Genomic DNA, 23,943 nt, shown 5'->3' on the forward strand with positions numbered 1-23,943 from the left:
CTGCGTCAGAACCCGAGCTGTTTCTTGTCCAGCCCCTTCTCTCCAACAGCTTTTTCCGAGGCAATTTCCACGATGGTATCGCGCATCGCTTTGACACGTCTAGGATATTTCGAGGCGAGGCTGCATTCCGGCAGACTGTAAATTAAAATGCCCAGTTTGGAAATCGAGTGCTCCATGCCAGAATGAACCTTTCTTCAATTCACCACAAACGAAGAAAGGAACATCGGCATGGAGCAAGGGAAAGGTAGCACCCAAACACGCAAGGGCAAGTATTTGAACAGGAACGAGCGCATTTTAATTGAGGGCTTTTTAAAGGCAGGCATGAGCGAGTCCAATATCGCAAAGGAACTGGAGAGAGATCGACGGCCCCCTGAAAACGAGGGAACACCCCGCGCGAAACGTGATTTTTGTTCGGAGCAAAGTGGAGAATGCAAGGCAAATAAGGAATATGATTATTCGAGATTCTAGCGAAGGCCTGTGACGGCCCATCCGAAATAACGCTTCTTTCTGCTTTTGAATGAATAGCCGGGATCAGTTGACGCAAGCTGCTTGTATGGAACCAAAGCTTGGCCGTCTAAATCCGGCTGGGTGTTCATAATCAGGCCGTATTCGTTAAACCCCACCACGAGGACAAAGTGGTCCAAGTACCAGCTGGGCTGCTTATCCGGGTATATCTTGACGCCGCATATGACAGGATATCCGGAAGACAACTGCTCCTTGATCCAAATTATGAATGATTGCAGATCCCGGTCGGACCATTTCCACTCAAGGTATGAAACGCCGAGCACGTCCATCGCATCGTCCAAGTCGTACGCATAAAGGTCGGGATGCCCCGGGTTTCCGGCTTGGTTGATGGCGTGCTGCGAAACCTCTTTGCCGTAGTGCAACATGGCCATTTGAATGCACGCTTCACCGCACCACCCCACGCTTTTATCGGGTCGCCCAGGATCCCACCGCCGATCCGGAATGTCCAGTTCAACGGACGCATTTGCATATCTATCTGCAACAGGGATGGTTGCACATCCAGCCATCAACGCCAACACCGCAACGGCCAAAAAGCCCCTCAATCGCCTGTTTTTCAAAAATACGCTCTGTTTCATTTAGCTCCGCCTCAAGTGTTCATGCGCTGAACGCAACGGAGACTACCGCCCGAAGAGGCTGAATCAAGAGATTAATCAGGACGGATGGCTCAGCTTTGAGGAGGCTTTAAAAAATACAGCCGTCTCCGGCTGCGTTATAAGCACCGTTTTGAAGCAAAATTCGGTTTCCATGCGCCGCGCCGATTATGGTAGCTTGGGCGATCGTTTTTCTGGAGGGACCCCTTGTGTATCTGAAAACCTTGGAAATTGTTGGATTTAAAAGCTTCGCGAATAAAACCAAGCTCGAATTCGAGCCGGGAATGACTGCGATTGTCGGACCGAACGGCTGCGGTAAAAGCAACGTTTCCGACGCCGTACGTTGGGTGCTGGGCGAACAGCGCGCCCGGGCGTTGCGCGGCGCCAAGATGGAAGACGTCATTTTCAACGGCACCAACTCCGCCAAACCGCTGGGCATGGCCGAGGTCAGCATTACGCTGGCCGACTGCACGGAATCGCTTGGAATCGAATACAACGAAGTCTGCATCACCCGTCGCGTGTTCCGCTCCGGCGAAAGCGGCTACTTCCTCAACCGCAAGGCCTGCCGCCTCAAAGACATCCAGCGCCTGTTCATGGATACCGGCGTCGGCACCGATTCCTATTCCGTGCTCGAACAGGGAAAGATCGACCAGATTCTATCCGCCCGTCCAGAAGACCGCCGCACCGTCTTCGAAGAGGCCAGCGGCATCACCAAATACAAGGCCGACAAAAAGGAAGCCCTGCGCAAGCTCGAGCACACCGAAGCCAATCTGCTCCGCCTCGCCGACGTCATCCGCGAGGTCAAGCGCCAAATCATCTCGCTCCAGCGCCAAGCCGGAAAGGCCAAGCGCTATAAAGACCTCTCCGAAGAAATGCGCAACCTTGATATTTACGTCACGCGCGAACGCCTCGCCGAATACGCAAAAAAGATCAACGAACTGACCGGCGAACTCCAGGTTCTGGAACAAAAAGTCAACGAACTGCACCGGCAGGTCGAATCGGCCGAAACCGAGGCCGAGGCGTCGCGCGAAGCGCTGACCCTGCTCGAAAATACGATTTCCGAAGCCATGGAACAGGCCTCGGCCGCGCGCAGCGAGCTCGAACGCACCCGCCACCTGATCGCCATGAACACCGACCGCATTGCGGAGCTGACCACCCTCGCCCAGCGCAACACGCAGGAAACCGAGGAAGCCCGCATCCGCCTCGAGGCGCACCGCACCGAGCTGGAAAAAATCATTTCCGACATCACCGAGGCGACGCAGGAAAAGGAAGCCGCCAAAGAAGGGCTCGAGCGCGTTACGCTGGTGCAGAAGGAAGTCGAAGACCAGATGAACGGCACCCGCTCGCAGCTCAACAACCTGCGCAACGAATCGGTCGCCCTCGACTCCAAATCATCCAAGATGCAGAACGAGCTAAATGCCCTCGACGCGCGCGACCGCGAGGCCATGCTCAAAAAAGAGCGCCTCTCCACGGAAAAATCGGAGCTCGAACGCTCCCTCGGTTCTTTCATGGTGCATCAGGAGGAAATGGACACCAAGGTTGAAATGCTCTCCGGCAAAGTGGCCGAACAGGCCGAAACGCTCAACAGCCTCAACTCCGACCGCACCAACCGCAAAGACTTAATCGTCAGCAACGAGAGCAAGCTCAACGAAATGCAGCATGTGGCGGCCGCTAAAAATGCGCAGCTCGAAATGCTCTCCGGCGGCGAAGCCCGTCAGGAAGGGTTCCCGCCCGGCGCCCAGCTGCTGCTCGATCCGCCGGCCGACTTCTCGCCCGACCGCGCCGGCATCATCGGCCCGCTGGCCGAACAGCTGAAAACTTCGCCGGAATACCAAACGGCACTCGAAGCCATCCTGCGCCCGTGCATCGATGCCATCGTCGTGAAAGACGAAGCCTATGCCCGCGAAGCGCTCAACTGGCTCCGCGACCAAGAAGCCGGAAGCATACGCATCCTGAGCGTCGCCTCCAGCAAGGACGAAGCCGACCTCGACACCTCCTCCCCCGTCGGAAAAGGACTGCTCGACTGCATCACCTTCAACGACGACGTCGCGCCGCTGGTGCGCCGTCTTTTCTGGAACGTGCGCGTGGTCGGTTCCGAAATGGAAATCCCCGACATTCTTTCCGCCGACACCGTCGTGGTTTCGCAAAACGGCACGGTCGTCTCCGGCGCAGGATCGTCCGAGCTATGGATGCCCGGCACGGAAGACAAGAGCCCCCTCGCCCGCCACCAGATGCGCGAACAGCTGCAGGAAGAGATCGGCTTGCTCGAAGAAACCCTCCAATCGCTGAAAACCTCGCTCGAAACCCTGCGCGGCGAAGAATCCGGCATCGCCTCCACAATCGAAAGCGCCCGGCACATGCTCGAAGAATACCGCCGCGAACTCGCGCTTCAAGAGGGCGAGCGCCAGGTGATTGTCCGAGAAACCGCCAGCGCACGTGAACGCGTCGAAATCGTAACCTTTGAATTCGACAACCTAAATAAAAGCGAAAGCCAGGGCGTTGAAATGCGCACCCGCCTCGCCGCCGAACTGCAGGAGTCGCGCGATCGCCAAGCCAATATTCGCTCGCAAATCAGCGAACAAACCAGCGCGCTCAACGAAGTCGAAGAGAAGCGCTCCGACGCCCTCTCAATCACTTCCGAGCACCGGATCGTCTATTCCCAAAAATCGCAGGCGCTGGAGCATTTGAACAACCGCAAGGAGCCGATGGAAGCGCGCATCCGCGAGCTCGAAGAGCTGATCAACGACCGCACCGGCGGGATCGACTCCTACAACCGGCGCATCGAAGACCTTCGGACCGCGATCGAGGACGAGACCGCCCAGATCGAGCCGCTTGAGATCCGGTTGCAGGAAACCACCCAAACCCTGGAAACCGAGCGGGCGCGGCGCGAGGAAACCCTCTTGCTCCTCACCACCGCGGAGAACCGCTTGCGCGGCCTGCGCAACACGCTCGAAGGCGAACTCAACCGCAAGTCCAAATTTGAGGTCGAGAAAGCCGAGTTCACCATGCGCCACGACAATGCGCTCGAACGCGTGACCGGCGCCTACCACATCACCAAGGAAGAGTTGTCCGAAGCCGAGGCGCCCCACTGGGAAAACGACGAGGTGCCCGACCGCGAGACCATCGAAACCCGCGTGGCCGAACTGCAGGCCAAACTCGACTCCATGGGGCCGGTCAATCTGGTCGCCATCGAAGAGCACGCCGAATACGAAGAGCGCCACGCTTTCCTGAACAAGCAACAGGAAGACCTAATCACCGCCAAGACGCAGCTGCTCGACATGATCAAGACGATCAACGCCACCACCACCGAAATGTTCAAGGACACCTTCAATAAGGTGAATGAGCAGTTCCAAGGCATGTTCACGCAGCTCTTCGGCGGCGGTTCCGCCAAACTGGTGCTCACCGACGATGAAGACGTACTCGAAGCCGGCATCGAAATCATTGCCCGCCCGCCCGGCAAGAAACTGCAGACCATCTCGCTGCTGTCGGGCGGCGAGCGCACCATGACGGCGGTCGCCCTGCTCTTCTCGCTCTTCAAGGTCAAGCCCAGCCCGTTCTGCGTGCTCGACGAGCTCGACGCCGCCCTCGACGACGCCAACATCAACCGCTTTGTCGAAGCGCTCAAGGGATTCGTGCTCGAGTCGCAATTCGTTATCATCACCCACAGCCGCCAAACCATCGCCACCGCCGACGTAATCTACGGCGTTACGATGCAGACCCGCGGCATCTCCAGGGTCGTCTCGATGAAATTCGCCGACTACCAGCAAAATGAAAAGACTATGAAGTAGGGCTGCGCCCGGAAACGGGAAACCTGAAACTTGAAACCTGAAAAGCCCTGCTATGGATAATAACAAGCGACAATTTGATTTTTGGTACGCGGTGAACAATACCGAACTGATCACCGCTCCATCGAGCCGGCTGGAAACCTTCGGCGACACGGTGGTGAACTACTACCTCGTCTGCGAGCTGATGGACAGCGTCGATCAAGTCCGCGTCCGCGAAGGCCACCTGAAAGCGCTCAAGCCGGCAATCATTACACCGCAGTCGCTCGGACAAATGGACGTAGGCGATCTCGGCGAAGAGGCGCAGCAATATGCGGAATGGCTTGCCGAACACGCCAACGAACTGCGCATCCTCCAGTACGGTTTCACGTTGCAGAAGCAGGAGCTCAAGGAATATGTCGTCACCGACCACATCGACAATGTGCTCGACCGCGTGAAGAGTGAAGTGGCCGCCAAAGATGATCCGCTCAGCGCGATCCTCACCGGCGTCGACACCCCGTGGGAAGTCTGCCTGATGAAGCTGATGGTTGAACTGGTGCAAAACTCGGCACGCGGCAACATTCAGGATTTAAAGCAGCAATCCCTCTCCATGAAACAAACCTTGGCCGACAACATTAACCAAGCGTTTCTGGACGCCTCGCGCGATTCCGGCCGAATCAACGGCCTCGCCGACATGCTCAAGCAAAACGGCCTCTGGGAAAAATACGAAGACCGCTTCTTTGCGCTCGTCAAAGCATCCGGCCACCAGGGCTGAAGCTAGACCCAGTCAGCGAGCCGCAGATTGGGATTCACATCATTGGGTTCGGCGCCAAGCTTGCCGAGCCGCGCCTTTTCACAGGCCACGCCGGCAATCATGGCCGCGTTGTCGGTGCAGTAGGCCGGCGGACACAACAGCAGTGGCACAACCGTCTTTGCGGAAAGCGCCGTCAGCTTTTCGCGCAGCACCTTGTTGAGCGAAACGCCGCCGGCGCAACAGAAACTCTTGATCGGGAAACGGCCCAGCGCACGCTCAACTCGTATAACGAGCGCGTCGCAAACCGCCTCTTGATAGCTGGCGGCTATGTTGCACAGTTCGTCGCCCTCGGGTGTATGGTCCAGATTCTTAACATGGGTGAGCAGCGAGGTTTTCAGCCCGCTGAAGCTGAAGCATAGATCGCGGTCATATTTATAGACCCACTTGCCCCGGTCCGATTGCTCCAATCCGCGCGGAAAGCGGATCGCTTTCGGGTTGCCGCCCTCGGCGGTTTTTTGAATGATCGGCCCGCCGGGATAGCCGAGGCCCAGCACGGCCGCCGCTTTGTCGAGCGCTTCGCCGGCGGCATCATCAATAGTGCTTCCGAGCAGCTCGTATTGTCCGGGGCCCTGCATCAGCACCAGGCTGCTGTCGCCGCCGGAAACCATCAAACCGAGCATCGGGAAAACCTCATCCTCGGCCGGAGCATCGTCTTTCATGAAAACAGAGTGCAAGTGTCCTTCGTGGTGGTTCACCCCGATAAGCGGCTTGCCCAGCCGCTGCGCCAGCGTCTTGGCCGCGGCAAACCCGATCAACAGCGAGCTGGCCAATCCGGGGCCATAGGTGCAGGCAATGGCGTCAATGGAGTCGAAACTCTCGCCCGCTTCAGCCAGAGCCTCTTCAATGATGCCCGGAAGCTTGGCCACATGGTTGCGCGAAGCGATCTCCGGCACGACGCCGCCGTAAGGCCGGTGCTTAGCGATCTGGGAGTAGATGGCGTTGGAAAGCACGGTGCGCCCATCTTCAACAATGGCGGCCGCGGTTTCATCGCACGAGGTTTCGATTCCAAGAATTTTCATGACGCATATAAAACGGGGCTTGAATGGAGTATTCAAGCCCCGTTTTGAATTGGATTGATGCAAGGCGGGAAGATTGGATGAATGGAATTTTATGAACGGAGGCCGGAAACAGCGCTTTTCCAACCATCCATTCCTCCAATTCTCCAATCCCCTTACATGCCGAGCAAGCCTTGGCGCTCGGCCTCGTCGAACTCCTTGATTTCCTTGTCGAGTTCCTCAAACGCCTTAGAGGCGCGGAAGCGCTCATACAGGTGCTTGGCATTGTTGTTCTTCAGCGAGTCAACAATGATGTCAGGGTTAAGCACCATCAAAACATAGGCGGTGGTGATGCCGTCGTCGGTTTCGTACTTCTGCATCTTCGGCACGGTGCCCTGCAGCGTCTGGGACGTGATCTGCTTAGTGGCCGAGGAGAACAGCTCGTTCATTTCCGAGCCGCTGGCTTCGCCGATTTCTTCGATAAAGGCCTTCTCGAGGTTTTCGATTTTCACTTGAACCAACTGAGCCAGATTCTTGCGGGCTTCCATTTTGGCTTTGGTGATGGCCAGTTGCGTATTGCTGGATTCGCCGAGCCCGACCGAGGCCATGCCTCCATTTTCTGTGATCTTGCCGACTTCTTCCTGCATGTAGTCGAACATCGATTTGTCCGAATCCATCTTGGGCTTGGATTTGCATCCAGCAAAACCGATGCAGACTGCAAGGGACAACACACTAAAAGCAACACGTTTCATCTCAACCTCCTGTTATGATTTCCGGCACATTGGAACTTCTGCTCCAAAACCCTTAATACGTTTTACATTATTGGAGGATTGGAAAGCGTCCGCAACTGTTTTTTGTGTGTAACTGCATCCGCCGATTGGTTAAAGTGCGCGCGTCATGAAAATTCTATTTCTCGCCAATCGATTGCCGCACGAAAATGTGGCAGGAGGCCATCGGCTGATCTATCAGCGAATGCGGCAGCTGATCGACCAAGGGCACCAAGTAGGATTGGCGGCCTTTGTTGCTTCGGAAAACACGGGATATATTCCTGAGTTGCAAAAATCACTGATGGAACTTGAAACCGCACCAACCCCCCAACCCAATGTGATCACCCGCGTGTTCCGCGACTATATCAGCAGCTCGATGCCGGCTATTTTCTGGAAAAACCATTCAAAACAGATGATGCGCACCGTGGGCGATATGGTCTGCCGCACCAAATACGACGTGGTCATTGCCGAGTTTGGCGAAATGGGCCAGTACCTCTACCGCAACCCCTACCTCTCAGCCGTACACAAAGTGGTCTCCTGCCACCGCTGCCTGACGACGGCCTTCAGCAAGTATATGGAAACCTCCGGCGTTTCTCCCGCACTTCGGCTGAAGAGCGCGTCCCAGGTCCGAATGCTTGAAAAATATGAATTCGAGCTCTACAGCGCAATGGACCACATCCTCACCCTCACGGCGGAAGACCGCTTTACGCTGTTGAACCATGCTCCCCAGCTTCCCGTCTCCGTCATCCCGCCCGGCATCGACTGCGGCTATCTGAACCGGAAGCAAACGAGGCGGGCAAAGCAACCAATCTTAATGATGTGCGGTTATTTCGCCAACAAATCGAACCACGACGGCGCCATGTGGTTCGCCCGGGAAGTGTGGCCGTTGGTTTCGGCCAAGCATCCGGACCTGCAGTACTACCTCGTCGGCGAAGGCGCCAGCGACGAAATGAAACGGTTCGCCAAAAAGGACGGCCGAGTGGTCGTGGCCGGCTTGGTTGACGACCTACGCCCCTACCGCGAACAGGCCAGCATCTTCATCAACCCGATGCGGCTCGGCTCCGGACTGCGGATCAAAATGCTTGAAGCGATGGCCACCGGCCTGCCCGTCGTGTCCACCTCGCTCGGCGCAGCGGGCATACCAGCTCAAAACGGAATGAACAGCTTTATTGCCGACACCCCGGAACTGTTTGCCGACTCTATCGAGTGGCTTCTCAACGACCATCAGCTTGCCGTCAACATGGGCCAAGCCGCCAAAGTCATGGTGAAAAAACAATACGACATCCGTTCCACCACCCACGAGCTTGAACAAATCCTGCAAGAAGTGGTATCTATATAGAGCTACGCAATCAACAACGGAGAGATTAAACATGCTGCACCACATTTCTTTCGACTACATGGAAAAATTCATGCTCGACGTATTCACGGCCATCGGCGTTCCCGCCGACGAAGCCAAGACCTGCGCCGGCGTACTCATAGCCTCCGACAAACGCGGCATCGACTCCCACGGCATTGGCCGGCTGAAGCCAATCTACTACGACCGCATTGTGCACCAAAAAATCCAGCAGGCCTCCACCGAGTTCGAAATCGTGCGCGACCACCTCGCCACCGCAGTGGTCGACGGCCACCACGGCATGGGCATGGTCGTCGCCAAGCGATGCATGCAGATGGCCATCGACAAAGCCAAGAAACACGGCATGGGCATGGTCGTGGCTCGCAACTCCACCCACTACGGCATTGCCGGCTACTATCCGCTCATGGCCTGCGCCGAAAACATGATCGGCATTTCCGGCACCAATGCACGGCCGTCGATTGCCCCCACCTTCGGCGTTGAAAACATGCTCGGCACCAACCCGCTCGTCTTCGGCTTCCCCACCGACGAGCCCTTCGATTTTGTCAACGACTACGCCACCTCCGTCATTCAGCGCGGCAAGATCGAGCAGTATGCCCGCGAAGGAAAGGACTGCCCCGAAGGCCTCATCATCGGGCGCGACGGAAAGAGCAAGACCAATTCCAAGCAGATTCTCGAAGACCTCGTCAAAGGCGAAGCGGCGCTCGCGCCCATCGGCGGCATCGGCGAAGAAAACGGCGGCTATAAAGGCTACGGCTTTGCCACCGTCACGGAAGTCCTGTCCGCCGCCCTGCAGCAGGGCGCCTTCCTCCAGCAGCTCACCGATCGCGACGCCAACGGCGAACGCAAACCCTACCAGCTCGGCCACTTCTTTATCGCCATCGACATCAAATGCTTCTGCGAACCGACAGACTTCCGCAAGAGCGCGGGCGACATTATGCGTGCCTTGCGCGAATCTGAAAAGGCGCCCGGCGCCGAACGCATCTACACCTGCGGCGAAAAGGAACACCTCACCGGAATCGAGCGTGCGGACTCCGGCGTACCGGTCAATGAAGCGTTGCAGAAAGACATGATCACCATGCGCAACGAGCTGGGCCTTGGCTATAAATTCGATTTCGAATAATGGAAGTCAAACTTTCCGACACCCAGCAAAGCGAGCTTCGCAGGAAGCTTGTGGGGATCTATTTTGACGAGTTCGACGAAGAGATCAGCGACTTCAAGGCCGACCGGCTTCTCGATGCGTTTATCGAAAAGCTCGCACCGGCCATCTACAACACCGCCATTCAGGACATGAAACAATTCATGTTCACGCAACTAGAAGACCTCGAAGCCCTCTTCGAGAAAAAATAGCTGCGGACCGCAATTTCAAATGCCTTAAAAAGGTTACGTTTTTACCAGACATTGAAAAATATTCCCCTATTTTGATGCATATCTACTTAAGGAATACAGAATGTCTACGGGGTTCCAGGGAAAATTTCATCGGCAAAACATGCTTTCACGCTTTGCGAAGGATCTTGTGCGACGTTCCCGTTCGCACTGTGAACTGTGCGAAAAGAACGGCGTCAAACTCGACGTCTATGAACTGCCCCCACTCGAAAAAGAACCCTTCGTCGATGGATGCATCTTTATCTGCGACGACTGCCGCAAGCAAATTATCGAGCCCAAAAAAATGATCCCTTCCGACTGGCGATGCCTAAACAACGCCCTCTATTCAGAGGTGCCCGCAGTACAGGCCATGTCGTTCCGCCTGCTGCGCCGGCTGGTCAAGAAGGACGAACGATGGGCAGAAGAACTCCTTGAGAACGCCTACCTTGATCCCGAAGTGGAGGAATGGGCCAACGCGGCGGAATAAGCCAAGAAACGGAGATGAACCACAGATGAACACCGGCAAACACAGTTCTGCAAAAAACCCAAAAACACACACCCACCTCATCAGGTGAGGTCGGTAATTTCTGCATCTTCCTGACAATCTGCGTATATCTGCGTGAATCTGCGGTTTTATCTTCCTATTCAGGATAAGTCATTCCGCCACCCATCCGGCGAAAAACTCCAGCGCAGCATCCAGATTGGCCAAGGCGCGCTCGGACAGCACTTCGCCAAACTCATTAAAGTCGTAGCCGCGGATGGCCATCGTGTAGGCCGCCGGCGTTGCGCCGAAAAGCTCTTCCGCCAACCCCAGCAACGAACCCGCCGTAATGCTGTGACTGGAAAAGCCAACCATCGGCGCTTTCTTTTCCAGAGGCTGAAATTCGAACGGCTCGGCCGCATCCACCGAAGCGTCGGCAAAAACGACAACCTCGTATTTCGAGATTAGATCGGCGTCTTCGACATTGAGCTGATAGTTGGATTCCACCGCAACACCGGAAAGCTCCAAGGCCCTCGCCCTTTCGGCAAACGCCGGCCCCAGCCCGTCATCGAGCCGCCCCGGATTCCCATAGCCTATTATCAGAATTTTCATGGTAAAATGATTGTCCGCACTGGAATCATTTTGCCCTAAATTATTTTGCTTCCACTCAGCCACGCACACGGCGGTCGAGGGTGTTGCCGGCGGCGTCTTCGAGTTCGATGACGAGCGGCATCTGCCCCATCGCATGGGTGGCACAGGAGAGGCACGGGTCGTAGGCTCGGATCGCGACTTCCACCCGATTCAGCAGTCCTTCGGTGATCTCCGCTCCCGAGAGGTATTTCCGTGCCACTCCTTCCACCGCTAAATTCATCGGCGTATTGTTGTTGGTCGTCGAGACAATCAAGTTCGCCATCGTCACCTGGTCGTTTTCATCGACCTTGTAGTGGTGGAACAGCGTGCCGCGTGGCGCTTCGATCAGCCCCACCGATTCCCCGCGCCGTTCGCCCTTGGCCATCAAGTCGGTGCCTTGCAGATCGGGATCGTTCAGCAGCTCCCGGATCTTTTCGCCCGAGTGGAGCAGCTCGATCATGCGCGCCCAGTGATAGGCCATCGTAATATTGTTGGGCTTGCCGTCCGTGATGGACAGGAAATCCTTGCGCGCGGCTTCGGCTTCGGGCGTGTCGATAAAGTCGCAGGCGTTCACGCGCGACAGCGGGCCAACGCGGTACCAGCCCGTTTCCGGCCCCAGCGAGGAGATGAACGGAAACTTCATGTAGGACCACGACCGAACCTCTTCGGCAATGTATTTGAAATAGCCTTGGTAATCGACCTGATCAAAGATCTTCTCGCCCGTTGAAGTGATCGCCCGCAGGTTGCCGTGATAGAGATCCATCGCACCGTCTTCGCGGACAAGACTGACATGGTTGGAATCAAACGAACCAAAGTCGGCCAGTTCGCCGATATGCTCCAGCGTATAGTCCTTCGCAATTTTCAGCGACGCGCGGCACCATTCGATCATCTGGTCGATGTCTTTGAGGAAGCCGTCGCGCTCTTCGATGGAAAGATTTTTGTTAATACCTCCCGGCACAGCGCCGGTGCCATGAATCTTCTTGCCTGCAGTCGCCTTAATGATTTCCTGGCCATACTTGCGCATCATCACGCCCTGCACGGCGAGATCGGGAAACTTTTGCGCCACGCCGATCACATTGCGTTCGAGCGGATCGGCATCGAAGCCGAACAGCAGGTCGGGCGAGACGAGATGGAAGAAATGCAGTGCGTGGCTCTGGAACATTTGGCCGTAGTGCATCAACCGCCGCATCTTTTCGGCGGTCGGCGTCAGCACGTCTACGCCCACGATGCCGTCCATCGCCTTGGCCGCCGCCAAGTGGTGGCTTACTGGGCAGATGCCGCACAGGCGCTGCACCAGCACCGGAATTTCCCAATACGGGCGGCCTTGAATAAAACGCTCGAAACCGCGGAACTCGACAATATGCAGCCGCGCCTGGCTAACCTGCCCCTCTTCATCAAGAAGGATGGTCACCTTGCCGTGGCCTTCGACTCGGGTGACGGGTTCGATGGTGATCTTTTTTGTGGTCATGGATTACTCCTTAGTCAAATCTCAATACCGAATCACCCAAATACCCAAAGAAACCCGAATAATGAAATACCTAAAACTCTATTAATCTGATCAATCAACCTCTGTAGATCTTGGCGAAGATCAGATGCAACTCCTTCGCCTCCTGCCACAATGGTTTTGCTTCCTCCTTCAACTCCGGAACCGCTTTCGCGATCATCCGCAAAAAGAACTTCGCTTCTCTCGCTTCGCGTTTCGAAATGGATATCTTGTGCCTAAAATCCTTCTTAGATACTGCATCATCGGCCTCGCAATAGTTTGCACCCACACTGGTTCCCGCCCCTACCACCTGATCGATCAAACGCCTCGTTACTGGATTCACGGGAATTGTCTTAGCGAATGCAATAATGGCTTCACCAAACTGAGCCGTTCGTTCCTCCAGATCATATGGTTTTTCGCCATTCGTCATTCGAGTTTCCTTGGGTATCTGGGTCTTTCGGATTTCGTCATTTATTCCCTAATCGTACTTGAGCAATTCATATGGCAGCTCCACCGGCTTATCGGTCAGCAGCGCGGTGAGCGCCGCCCAGAGCGTATCGGCCGAAGGCGGGCAGCCCGGCAGGGAATAGTCGATCTTGACCACTTCGTGTGCAGGATACACCTTGTCCAGCAACAGCGGAATTTCCGGGTCTTGCGGCACGATGCCCTTTGGGTTGTAGACGGTCACGCCGTCGCGGTAGGCCTCATTGATGCACTCCTCCAACGGAATATTGTTCCGCATGGCGGGAATACCGCCCATGGTGGCGCAGTCGCCGAACGAAATGAGGACATCGCAGTTTTCGCGGAACTCGTGCAGCACATGTACGTTTTCCTCGTTGCAGCACCCCCCTTCAATCAGCCCGATGGCGCAGCGCTGGGAAATGTGCTTGATGTCATCGATCGGCGAGCGGTCGAAATCGACCAGCTCAATCAGTTGGAGAATCCGCTCGTCGATGTCCAGCAGCGACATATGACAGCCGAAGCATCCGGCCAGCGATGTGGTTGCAACTCTCGGCTTGCTCATGACCGCACCCCCTCGATGTCCGAACCAATCGGCGCCTTGTCGTAGAGCCGCTCTCCGACAGGCACCTCGAAGCCAACCCGCTTTTTAATGATGCATCCCACCGGGCAAATATCCGCGGCGCGGTCGGCGACCGCCATGTCCGTATCGCCTAGTGCCTTCTCGCCGTTCACGCCAATCTTGCGGTCGAAGCCGCGGCCGATCGACTGGAAGACGTTTTTGCCGTCGAGCTCCTGCGAGGCGCGCACGCAGCGTGCGCACATGATGCAGCGGTTGTGGTCGAGCAGGATGTCCGGATGCGAGGCATCGACCTCTTTTTCCGGGAATTGGAAGGGATACTGCGGCGCGGTGATGCCGAAGCGGTAGGCCAGCGCCTGCAGCTCGCAGTTGCCGCTCTTTTCGCAGAACATGCAGAAGTGGTTCCCCTCCACAAACATCATATCGATAATGTTGCGGCGATGCTGCAGCAGCTCCGGCGTTTCGTTTTCAATCACCATGCCGTCCATCACCGGTTTGACGCACGCCGCCTGCGGGCGGCCGTCGCAGACCACGGTGCAAACGCGGCAGCTGCCGATAGGCTTCAACTCGGGGTGCGAACACAGCCGCGGAATGTAGATTCCAGCTTCGTCCGCCGCTTCAAGGATCGTCTGCCCCAGCTGCGCTTCGATTTCCTTCCCGTCGATTGTGATTTTTATCGCATCGCTCATCATTCCTCCTTCGTCGGAAAAAATCCTAATTTCTAAGCTCTAAATCCTAAACAAATCCCAATTCAACAAATGCCAATAATCCAACCCCTCCGAAACTCCAGTTTTATATTTGTTCAGCATTCAGATATTCGAATTTAGAGTTTCCTGGTTGCGCAATGCGCAACCGGATCATGCATGGAAAATTTCGGAACGGCGTCCGGCAATGGCGCTGGCGTCTTCGACGGCTTTCATGATGTTGAACGACTTGTTCAGCCCGTGGCCGTTGTCTTTGACCAGCGCGTTGTAGACCGGCCTAAAGTTTTTCAGCGTCGAAAGAACGGGATTGGGCGAGGTCTGCCCCAACCCGCAGCGGCTGGTGAACTTGACGCTCTCGCCCAAGCGCTGAAGATAGTCGAGATCGGCTGGCGAGCCCTCGCCCTTGCGGACGCGTTCGAGCCGGTTTTTCAACAACACGTTTCCAACGCGGCACGGCACGCAGTAGCCGCAGCTTTCGTCCACAAAAAACTCCATGAACGCATCGGCCACCTCGAGAATGTCGCGCTGGTTGCTGAACACCATCACCGAGCCTCCGGTCGAAAGCTCCTCATAGCTGATGCCGAGCTCAAATTGAGCGGGGCCGACCATTTGGCCGGACGGGCCGCCGACGCAAACGCACGCCACATCCTCCGCGCCGGCGAGCCTGAGCACCTCGCGGAGCTTGGTGCCGAACGGCACCTCGTAGATGCCTGGACGCGCGCAGTCGCCGCAGACGCTAAGCAATTTGGTGCCGGCGCTGCGTTCGGTGCCGATGGACGAAAACCAACCGGGCCCCTTGTCCATGATGCGCGCGGCGCAGCAGTAGCTTTCGACGTTGTTTACCGCTGTCGGCGAAACCATGTAGCCCTTGACCACAGGGAAAGGTGTCCGGTCAGTTGGGTCGCCGCGAGTGCCTTCGCACGAGCTGATCAAGGACGTCTCCTCGCCACACACATATGCTCCGGCGCCCATCTGAATCCGGACGTCAAAATTGAATCCCTCGTTGCCGAGAATATTGTTGCCGAGCAGGCCGGCCACACGTCGCTGGTTCATCTTGTCTTCGAGAAATGCGCGCAGATAGGAATATTCGCCGCGCAGGTAGATGATCCCCGTTTCCGCACCGATGGCATAAGCGGCCACCGTCATGCCCTCCAGCACCAGATCGACGCGCTCGGTAAGCAGCACGCGGTCCTTGAAGGTGCCCGGCTCACCTTCGTCGGCATTGCACAGCACAAACTTATCCGGACCCGGCGCCTGGCGCGTCAGCTCCCACTTCAGCCCGGTCAGGAAGCCCGCCCCGCCCCGCCCGCGCAGCTGCGAGGTTTTGATGTCTTCGATCACCTCTTCCGGTGTTTGGGTCAGTGCCTTGCGCAGACCGCCGTCCTTGCGGTAGTCGGAAAGAATAACCGGTCCGGCTTCACAAATGTTGTTGCAGACCATCGACTGCACTAACGGGTCGGCATTGTTGCCGTCGCCCATCTCCGTAACCAACGCCTGCGGCTCCGGGTTTTCGCGCAGCTGCTTTACGAGGCCGGGGATTTTCTCCGGAGCCAGATTGGTTACGACCGTGTCGTTGGCCATCATCGCCGGCGCTTGATCGCTCATGCCGATGCAGGCTGTTTTTTCCAGCGTGATTGTTCCGTCCGCCGTGGTTTCACCGAAGCCGATGCCCAGTTCCTTTATCAAAGCATCGCCAATGGCGTCGGCGCCTTGGAAGCGATCGATAATGTCGTCGCACAACCGAATGACGACCTCGCCTTTCTTTTTGTCGGAAAGGAAAGAATAGAAGGACACGACGCTTTCGACTTCGACGCGGTGGGTTTTCGCCTCGGATGCAATTAGGCCAAACGCTTCGCGAGGCACATGGCCGATCGATTCCTGAACCTCACGCACCATATCCATCAACCGCGCGCGGTCGTTGCCGTACTTTTTGCAGATTTCCCTGATCGTTGGAACCAACTCACTCATGGACTCTCTCCTCTCGGACAACCCGAACACATAATCACTGCTACGGAAACCGATGCAAAAATATCGATTGAACCGCCGGTTGGCAAGAAATGATTTTAGAACAGCCTCTCGGAAGTCAACTTTAGACAAGATCCGATTAAAAAGAGGCGCAAATCCAAAATCTTTAACGACTCGCTCTTCTGATCAAATGACAGGGGGGCTATATTAAACAAACGCTGTCCCAATCCGATTTAGACTTTTTTGCACAGCGCCCTTGAAAAATATTCCAAAAAAAGTACTATGAGCTTAAATATGAGCATCGGTTCGGGAGGTCGGTGCCATCAGGGAACTATTATGTCCAACCCTTTTGGCGTAGACTTATTCGGGAAAAAGAATCCGGCATCCCGCCACAGCAAGTGCTGCGGGTGCCGCAGGTTGACGGTGTTAAGTTCCTACTCCACCTTGCGCTTCCTTCATTTTCGCCAATTCCCCCTTTTACCTTTAGGCAGAGTGCATATTATCGATGAATGCCTGCAATGCGGCTCCCGGGGCGCGACCTCGGAGCGCAAATTCAGAAAGCAGCGCTCCCGCGACCTCGCATCCATGATGGAAAGCTTTTCGAAGCATGCCGACAATCCAGATACCGCGCTGCACGGCATGCAAACCTTGATGGGGTATAATGAAGAACGCTGGTTCATGGATCTGCAGCACTCCTACGGCCGACGCTTCTATGACCACATGCAAGTGCAGTTTCTCATTGCCCAGGGCCTGTGTCGCTTCGGACATTTTAATGAAGCGGCAACCTATTGCCGCAAGGCCATTGTACTCGGTGCGGGACCAAAGGCTGAAGAGTTGCTGGCGCTGTGCCAATCGATGAGTGAAAAGGCAACAGTTGACGCTCCTGTCGAGTCTGAATCCCTGGTTCGGCCCTATGCGTTTTTGATGGCTTGCGCAGCTGCTCTGGCCACCATTCTTGTATTTCAAGGCCTATCCGCAATGCACCATCACAACGCTTGGCTGGTCAATGGCTCCCCATTCCCCTATTCGGTTGAAATCGATGGCAAGATCCACCGATTGCTCCCGCGTGCGTCAACGCGCATCAAGCTGCGCCTAGGTGAACATGAAATGATGCGCCTCGCAGGGCCCAAGCGGAACGCTCCGGTTTTATTCGAATACACCACCCCGTTGGTCAAGCAAAAGCTGGCGCACGAGTCGCTTGTTTTAAATCCAGACGGCCTAGCGCTGCTACTTGCTGAAACCATGCATAAAAACAATACAACGAACCGCTTCTACGTCGGCGAAACCGTTTACATCCTAACCGGCATCAACCATCCCTTCTCCAAATTCCCCGCCTGGGCGTCCGCAAAGCGATCCCCTCAGTCTCGGCTGTTTTTGCATCCCGCAACAAATCACCTCGATGCCGTAAAAGCGGTGGATCAATACCTCGGGCACACAAAAGCCCGCACCCATGCCCGCCGTATTTTACAGGCCGATCCCGCACCGGCCGAGATCGATGCCCTATTGTCTTGGGCGGTCGACGACATGCCGATCGACGCGGCCGTTGCGTTTTTGAAGCAGGGCCGTTTAGATGCCGCCCCCAAACTTGGCTGGCATTTGTTCTATCAGGATTACATGACCGAGCAAGATTGTGCATACGACCTGCAAAAGGAATACGCTCTGCTTTGCAAACAGCATCCCGACACCTCTCTCTATTATTATCTGCTCGGACGTGTTGCCCACAACCCCGACAGCGCACACAAACTGTTCATAAAATCAGAGAAAGGCCCCGGAAGCAATGGTCTGGGCTACGCAGCCATCGCCCGCAACCTGCTTTGTTCCGGCCGGTTCAAAGAAGCGCTGCCCTTTTCAGAAAAGGCGTTGGACCGCGATCCCGGAAACGTGGAATTCAATGAATTGAACATGAGGATCCATCTCGCCTTGCGGCAATACGATCCCCTGATCTTCCAAATCCGTAGAGTGCTGGCCGACGAACCGTCCAATCCCCAGAGGATTGCAGACCTGATCAAATTCCTGACTCTGGCCGGAGAGCATCAAGCCGCGGCCGAAACCGCCGCCCGCTTCCCCGATGCTCAGGTCAGCCTGAGCGCCTACTTCAACGCCGCCCGCTACTACGCCGTCGGCAATGCAACCGACTATGCCGACGCCATGACAGAATCTGGAATCGTGGTCGAAAAGCTCCAACTTCCTCTGATGAACAGCGATATCCAAAAGGCCCATGCGCTGCTCAGCCAAAATGAAGAGCACGACTACAGCGCCCACCTCGTGATGTACTGCGCCGCCCAGCGCTACGCCCATCCGGAAATCGCCGAAATCGAACTCGCCAAAGCCATCCGCGAGATCAGTCCCAAAACATACGACCGCAAAAAAGCCGTCGCCATGCTTTCGGGAGCAACGCCCTCTCCTTCACAGCAGGAGCTCGCCGCCCTGCGCCTCATGCCTCAGGAAAAAGCCATCCTCTGCACCGCGCTTGGGTTCATGCACCCCCAACAACAAACCCTATACTTCCGCATCGCTCAAAACCTCAACTACACCCCCGAATATCCTCAGCTCCTGCTCAAGAAGTGGATGCGGCAGCCTTCCCGCAGTGTTGGCACCCCATAAATTTCCACCTTTTGTCCAGACATTGCACAGGTTTCCCCCTATAAAAACCGAAGTTTTTTCACCATTGGCTATTTTTGAAACAAGGCTTTTATACAATGAGCAAATTATTGCAGCAGCCCGCACCCGGCGAGCACACGATTCACTTCCGGGGCGACACCGTCACGTTCACCCTTGAGAACCATACCAAGGCCAAAGGCCAGGCATGGCTGCGCTCAAACATTGGCCACGCCGATGTGCGACATACCGAGATCATCACCCACGCCGAACAGGGCCTGCCGCCCCTCTCTCGCGATTGGCACGATTTCCCGATGCAGGCCGAAGGCCAAAATAAATTCACCATCACTCTGCCCCTCCTCGGCGTCGGCCGTTTCGAGGCCAAGGCCTACTTTATCGCCGACGGCAACGATAAAATCATTTGGCCGGAGGGCGGCAACTCGGTCATGAAGGTCGAGCCCGCCGAAACCGTGGCCAGCAACACGATGTACACCGCCTTCGTCCGTCAGTTTGGCGAAGCCAAGTTTAGAGGCGCCGTAGCGCCCCACGAAGAGCATGCCGTCCAGCAGCTCGACGAGGCCGGCTACGCGGTGCTTCCAAAGTCTGGAAAATTCCGAGACCTGATCAAGGAGCTCGACTTTATTGTCGGCACCCTGCGCTGCAAGATTGTACAACTCCTGCCGATCCACCCCACTCCGACCACCTACGCCCGCATGGGCCGTTTCGGCAGCCCCTTCGCCGTGATGGATCTGCTCGATGTCGATCCGGCCCTCGCCGAGTTCGACAAGCAGACCACGCCGCTCGACCAATTCCAGGAACTCGTCGACGAAGTGCACAAGCGCAACGCGCGCCTCTATCTCGACATGCCGATCAACCACACCGGCTGGGCCTCGCACCTGCAGGTCACCCATCCCGAATGGTTCCACCACAACGACGACGGCTCGTTTATGTCGCCGGGCGCATGGGGCGTTCTGTGGGAAGATCTTTCCAAGCTCAACTATAACGAGCGCGGCCTCTGGCACTACATGGCCGATGTCTTTCTCTTCTGGTGCCGCAAAGGCGCCGACGGCTTCCGCTGTGATGCCGGCTACAAGGTTCCGTTCGACGCGTGGCAATACATCATTGCCAAGGTGCGCATGGAATATCCCGACACGATTTTCATGCTCGAAGGGCTCGGCGGCTACAAGCACGTCACCGAAGGCCTGCTGGCCGACTCCGGCATGAACTGGGCCTATTCCGAAATCTTCCAGAACTATGACCAAGACCAAGTCGACGGCTACTTGCCCGAAAGCATCCGCGTCTCCGAAAGCAAGGGCAACCTGATCCATTTCTGCGAAACGCACGACAACGCACGGCTCGCCGCCACGTCGCATTCGTTCGCCCGCCTGCGCGCCGCCTTCTGCGCGCTCACCTCGCACAACGGCGCCTTTGGCTTTGCCAACGGCGTCGAGTGGTATGCCGAAGAACAGATCAACGTCCACAACAGCCACTCCATCAACTGGGGTGCCGAAACCAACATGATCGATTGGATCCGCCGCATCAACGCCATCATGGAGGTTCACCCGAGCTTCCATGCCGACGCCAAGGTGGAAAGCATCACCAACGGCCACCATAACTCGAGCGCCGTCCTGCGCACCGACGCCTCCGGCCGGAACAAGCTGCTGGTGCTCGCCAACCTTAACTCCGAAGTGCAGGGCATGGTGGAATGGCACGGCGACTTTACTAAATTCGGCACCGACCTTCTTTCCGGAAACCCGGTGCACCATCGCAACAGCTCCTATCCGCTGCAGCCCGGCGAAGTGCTCTGCCTTACCGACGACCCCGAATGGATGAACCGCGTTTTCCAAACCTTGGAAACGCCGTTCCGCGGCGCGGAAGCCAGCGAGGCGCAATGCCTGCGCGCCAAGGCCATGGACATTTACAACCACTTCCAGGCACTGGATCAAGTGGACCTCGGCCACATTAGGGGTCAGTCCTATGATTTAATGTTTTCGGAAAAAACATTAAATCATAGGACTGACCCCTCTACTGACCCCTCTATCGCATTCATTGGTCGCTTCCTCGGAGATCCAAAAGCCGTCTGCCAAGAGCTCGCCGGCGGTGCACCGGTCGTCACCACCTGGCAATGGCCGCGCGACACCCGCCGCACTGTGCTGCTGCCGCCGAACCACTTCCTGCTCGTTAAAGCCGAGCACGGCTTCATTGCCGAGCTTAAGAACGAAGCCGGCGAAACCATCGTGCACGAAAAATCGATGCCCCAGCTCGACGGCAAAACCTTCGTGCTGTTCCAACCCTTGAAAACACCAGACGAACACCGCACCCTGACGCTCAAGCTCACCCTATTTGAACCGGATGCCATTCAGCATGCCGCCTCGCCGGTCATGCAGCTTAGCGAAGAGCAGAACGCCAAAGTCATCACCTCCTGCAAGGCCGGTGAAATCTACGACCGCGACCGCTACGCCGTCTGCACCAACAAACACGGCGCGCTCTCACAGATCCGCATCGGCTGGGCCGAGCTACGCAGCAAATACGACGGCCTGTTGATTGCCAACCTCGACTCCGAAGTGCCGGTCGACCGCCACACCATGCTCACGCGTTGCCGTGCATGGGTCGTTGCCCGGGGCTACTCCAACGAGCTTTCGCTCCACTGCCAGAAGAGCTTCACCGTCGCCGACGACGGCACCGTGGTTTGGAATTTTGCTGTGCCGGTTGGCGAAGGCAAACTGATCCCGCTCAAGGCGGCGCTGCAGCTCCACCCCGACACCAATGCGGTCAAGCTCAGCTTTATCCGCGAAGATGCCGGAACCGATCCCGAACATTTGGCCGACCAAGTGCCGGTTTCACTAATCCTGCGCCCCGACATCGAAGACCGCAATAACCACGAAGTCACCAAAGCAAGCAACGGTCCGGAAGCCCATTGGCCCCACGCCGTCCAAACATCGGAGAGCGGATTTGTGTTTGCCCCGGCGCACGACCGCCAATTAAACGTCTCCGTCGAAGGCGGCGAGTTCCATGCCGAGCCGGAGTGGTATTACCAGATCGGCCACCCCGTCGACCAAGCGCGCGGCATCGACGGCGAGTCCGACCTCTTCAGCCCCGGCTATTTCAAAATCGACCTGTGCGGCAGCGAAACCGCCGAACTCGTGGCGGAAATCAACATAGGGGTCAGTCCTATGAAATCATGTTTTCCGGAAAAACATCAAATCATAGGACTGACCCCTCAGTTGTCTATTGAGGAAGCGATGGGGATTGCGATGAAACAATTCATCGTGAAGCGCGACGAGTTCCAGACCGTGATCGCCGGCTATCCGTGGTTCCTCGACTGGGGACGCGACACGCTGATTTGCCTGCGCGGCATTATTGCCGGCGGGCTGCTCGAAGAGGCGCAGAACATTTTGCTGCAGTTTGCCAAGTATGAAAAGGGCGGCACCATCCCCAACATGATCCGAGGCAACGACGACAACAACCGCGAAACCTCCGACGCCCCGCTTTGGCTCTACGTTGCCTGCAACGAACTGATGCAGGCACAGAAAAGCAAGAAGCTGCTCAAGGCCGACTGCGGCGACGGACGCACCGTGAAAGAAGTGCTTGTTTCGCTGGCGACCGGCCTGATCAACGGCACCGAAAACGGCATCACCTTCGATCCTAACTCCGGCTTGATCTTCAGCCCGTCGCACTTCACCTGGATGGACACCAACTATCCGGCCGGCACGCCGCGCCAAGGCTACCCGATCGAAATCCAGGCCATGTGGAAGTATGCGCTCGATATGCTCGCCCAAATCGACAAAGCCGCGAAATGGAAAGAACTGGCCGGCCAGGTTGAACAGTCGATCTCCGAACTGTTCCTCGTGGAAGCCGGCGACTTTACCTATTTGGCCGACTGCCTTGCCGCGGCGCCGGGCATGGGCGCGCACGATGCGGCCGTGGACGACGCCTTGCGCTCGAACCAGCTGCTGGCCGTCACGCTCGGCGCGGTGAAAGATCCCGAGCTCTGCAAAAACATTATCGAAGCCTGCGAACAGCTTCTGATTCCCGGCGCCATCCGCAGCCTAGCCGACCGGCCGGTGAAGCATCACGCTCCGGTCTACAACGACGGCCATCTGCTCAACGACCCGGTGCACCCCTATTGGGGGCGCTACACCGGCGACGAAGATTCTCGCCGCAAGCCGGCCTACCACAACGGCACGGCCTGGACCTGGCCCTTCCCGTCGTACGCGGAAGCGTTGGTGATGGTCTATGGCGATGCCGCGCGCGAAACCGCGCTCGCCATTCTCGGCAGCGCCTCCGACGTGCTCAACCACGGATGCCTGCGCCAAAGTCCGGAAGTGATCGACGGCAACACGCCGCACATCCAGCGCGGCTGCGGCGCACAGGCCTGGGGCGTCACCGAGCTCTACCGCGTGGTGAAGCAGCTGAATGCGGGAAAACGCTAGAGCAGGGACAGCGTCCTCGCTGTCTGCGGACGCCGGGGACGGCGACCCTCCACGAACAGGCAATTCGCTAAACTGCGTATTCCTGCAAGTGGGCCAGCTCAATGAATTCGAGAACGGAGGCGTGGGTGGCTTCGAGCCTTACCTTCGGCGCCATGCCGGCGTCGTGGGCCTGAATCCAACGGGATAGGCAGAGACACCAATAGTCGCCGGGTTTCAACCCTTGGAAACCATACTCCGGATTCGGGGTTGAAAGGTCGTTCCCGCATGCAGCGGAAAACTCCAGAAACTCCGCCGTCATCAACACGCAGATGGTGTGCATGCCTTGGTCTTCGGCACGCGTATCGCATTTTCCATTGCGGAAGAACCCGGTCATTGGATCTGTACTGCAGGCGATCAAGTCGCCGCCTAGAATATTCTTAGCCATGGTTCAATTCCTATTGCG

At 56.8% G+C, this 23,943-nt stretch carries 20 protein-coding genes; 9 read left to right on the forward strand and 11 right to left on the reverse strand.

Features of this window, described 5'->3' with window-relative positions; translation table 11 throughout:
* Positions 1 to 5: 5 nt before the first annotated feature.
* A complete protein-coding gene (locus SCARR_RS28200; RefSeq protein ID WP_168433319.1) occupies positions 6 to 176 on the reverse strand; it encodes a hypothetical protein in 171 nt (56 codons plus the stop codon).
* A 52-nt stretch (positions 177 to 228) separates the two neighbouring features.
* On the opposite strand from SCARR_RS28200, the gene SCARR_RS14425 reads away from it, so the two are divergent.
* Complete coding sequence (locus tag SCARR_RS14425) at positions 229 to 468, forward strand: hypothetical protein (RefSeq protein ID WP_136062381.1); 240 nt, start codon at positions 229 to 231, stop codon at positions 466 to 468.
* Here SCARR_RS14425 and SCARR_RS14430 read toward each other — a convergent pair.
* Complete coding sequence (locus SCARR_RS14430; protein ID WP_136062382.1) at positions 465 to 1,100, reverse strand: C39 family peptidase; 636 nt, start codon at positions 1,098 to 1,100, stop codon at positions 465 to 467. The genes SCARR_RS14425 and SCARR_RS14430 overlap by 4 nt on opposite strands.
* Before the next feature lie 224 nt (positions 1,101 to 1,324).
* On the opposite strand from SCARR_RS14430, the gene smc reads away from it, so the two are divergent.
* Positions 1,325 to 4,903, forward strand: a complete 3,579-nt coding sequence (gene smc / locus SCARR_RS14435) for a chromosome segregation protein SMC (protein ID WP_168433320.1) — start codon at positions 1,325 to 1,327, stop codon at positions 4,901 to 4,903.
* A 52-nt stretch (positions 4,904 to 4,955) separates the two neighbouring features.
* Complete coding sequence (locus tag SCARR_RS14440) at positions 4,956 to 5,651, forward strand: hypothetical protein (protein ID WP_136062384.1); 696 nt, start codon at positions 4,956 to 4,958, stop codon at positions 5,649 to 5,651.
* 2 nt (positions 5,652 to 5,653) lie between these two features.
* Here SCARR_RS14440 and tsaD read toward each other — a convergent pair whose 3' ends face one another.
* Positions 5,654 to 6,709, reverse strand: a complete 1,056-nt coding sequence (gene tsaD, locus SCARR_RS14445) for a tRNA (adenosine(37)-N6)-threonylcarbamoyltransferase complex transferase subunit TsaD (RefSeq protein WP_136062385.1) — start codon at positions 6,707 to 6,709, stop codon at positions 5,654 to 5,656.
* 152 nt (positions 6,710 to 6,861) lie between these two features.
* Positions 6,862 to 7,437: an LPP20 family lipoprotein gene (locus SCARR_RS14450; protein ID WP_136062386.1), complete on the reverse strand. Its 576-nt coding sequence runs from the start codon at positions 7,435 to 7,437 to the stop codon at positions 6,862 to 6,864.
* Positions 7,438 to 7,582: 145 nt separating this feature from the next.
* On the opposite strand from SCARR_RS14450, the gene SCARR_RS14455 reads away from it, so the two are divergent.
* The 4 genes from SCARR_RS14455 (at position 7,583) to SCARR_RS14470 (ending at position 10,655) form a co-directional block, all read left to right on the forward strand.
* Positions 7,583 to 8,791, forward strand: a complete 1,209-nt coding sequence (locus SCARR_RS14455; RefSeq protein ID WP_136062387.1) for a glycosyltransferase — start codon at positions 7,583 to 7,585, stop codon at positions 8,789 to 8,791.
* A 31-nt stretch (positions 8,792 to 8,822) separates the two neighbouring features.
* On the forward strand, positions 8,823 to 9,926 hold the full coding sequence (locus SCARR_RS14460; protein ID WP_136062388.1) for an Ldh family oxidoreductase: 1,104 nt from the start codon (positions 8,823 to 8,825) through the stop codon (positions 9,924 to 9,926).
* Positions 9,926 to 10,153 (forward strand): DUF2164 family protein, encoded by a 228-nt coding sequence (locus tag SCARR_RS14465; protein ID WP_136062389.1) that lies wholly within the window; start codon positions 9,926 to 9,928, stop codon positions 10,151 to 10,153. Before SCARR_RS14460 ends, SCARR_RS14465 begins: the two co-directional genes overlap by 1 nt.
* Before the next feature lie 100 nt (positions 10,154 to 10,253).
* Positions 10,254 to 10,655: a phnA protein gene (locus SCARR_RS14470; RefSeq protein WP_136062390.1), complete on the forward strand. Its 402-nt coding sequence runs from the start codon at positions 10,254 to 10,256 to the stop codon at positions 10,653 to 10,655.
* 168 nt (positions 10,656 to 10,823) lie between these two features.
* Here SCARR_RS14470 and SCARR_RS14475 read toward each other — a convergent pair whose 3' ends face one another.
* The 6 genes from SCARR_RS14475 to SCARR_RS14500 all read right to left on the reverse strand — a co-directional run bounded on the left by SCARR_RS14475 (position 10,824) and on the right by SCARR_RS14500 (position 16,473).
* A complete protein-coding gene (locus SCARR_RS14475; protein WP_168433321.1) occupies positions 10,824 to 11,261 on the reverse strand; it encodes a hydrogenase maturation protease in 438 nt (145 codons plus the stop codon).
* A 55-nt stretch (positions 11,262 to 11,316) separates the two neighbouring features.
* Positions 11,317 to 12,747, reverse strand: coding sequence for a Ni/Fe hydrogenase subunit alpha (locus tag SCARR_RS14480; protein ID WP_136062392.1), 1,431 nt, complete (start codon positions 12,745 to 12,747; stop codon positions 11,317 to 11,319).
* Positions 12,748 to 12,841: 94 nt separating this feature from the next.
* Positions 12,842 to 13,192: a four helix bundle protein gene (locus tag SCARR_RS14485; RefSeq protein ID WP_136062393.1), complete on the reverse strand. Its 351-nt coding sequence runs from the start codon at positions 13,190 to 13,192 to the stop codon at positions 12,842 to 12,844.
* A gap of 48 nt (positions 13,193 to 13,240) precedes the next feature.
* Positions 13,241 to 13,786, reverse strand: a complete 546-nt coding sequence (locus SCARR_RS14490; RefSeq protein ID WP_136062394.1) for an NADH-quinone oxidoreductase subunit B family protein — start codon at positions 13,784 to 13,786, stop codon at positions 13,241 to 13,243.
* Positions 13,783 to 14,490 carry a 2Fe-2S iron-sulfur cluster-binding protein gene (locus SCARR_RS14495; RefSeq protein WP_136062395.1) on the reverse strand — a complete coding sequence of 236 codons (708 nt, stop codon included), beginning with the start codon at positions 14,488 to 14,490 and terminating at the stop codon, positions 13,783 to 13,785. The genes SCARR_RS14490 and SCARR_RS14495 overlap by 4 nt, the downstream gene beginning before the upstream one ends.
* Positions 14,491 to 14,658: 168 nt before the next feature.
* Complete coding sequence (locus SCARR_RS14500; RefSeq protein WP_136062396.1) at positions 14,659 to 16,473, reverse strand: NAD(P)H-dependent oxidoreductase subunit E; 1,815 nt, start codon at positions 16,471 to 16,473, stop codon at positions 14,659 to 14,661.
* A gap of 489 nt (positions 16,474 to 16,962) precedes the next feature.
* Here SCARR_RS14500 and SCARR_RS14505 point away from each other — a divergent pair, with 489 nt between their 5' ends.
* Complete coding sequence (locus tag SCARR_RS14505) at positions 16,963 to 19,074, forward strand: tetratricopeptide repeat protein (protein WP_136062397.1); 2,112 nt, start codon at positions 16,963 to 16,965, stop codon at positions 19,072 to 19,074.
* Positions 19,075 to 19,169: 95 nt separating this feature from the next.
* A complete protein-coding gene (locus tag SCARR_RS14510) occupies positions 19,170 to 23,501 on the forward strand; it encodes an amylo-alpha-1,6-glucosidase (RefSeq protein ID WP_136062398.1) in 4,332 nt (1,443 codons plus the stop codon).
* Between the two features lie 67 nt (positions 23,502 to 23,568).
* Here SCARR_RS14510 and SCARR_RS14515 read toward each other — a convergent pair whose 3' ends face one another.
* Entirely contained in the window at positions 23,569 to 23,925 is a 357-nt protein-coding gene (locus SCARR_RS14515; protein ID WP_136062399.1) for a DUF2237 family protein, read from the reverse strand.
* Positions 23,926 to 23,943 lie beyond the last annotated feature (18 nt).

Origin of the sequence: Pontiella sulfatireligans (assembly GCF_900890705.1) — a bacterium.
Taxonomy (GTDB): domain Bacteria; phylum Verrucomicrobiota; class Kiritimatiellia; order Kiritimatiellales; family Pontiellaceae; genus Pontiella; species Pontiella sulfatireligans.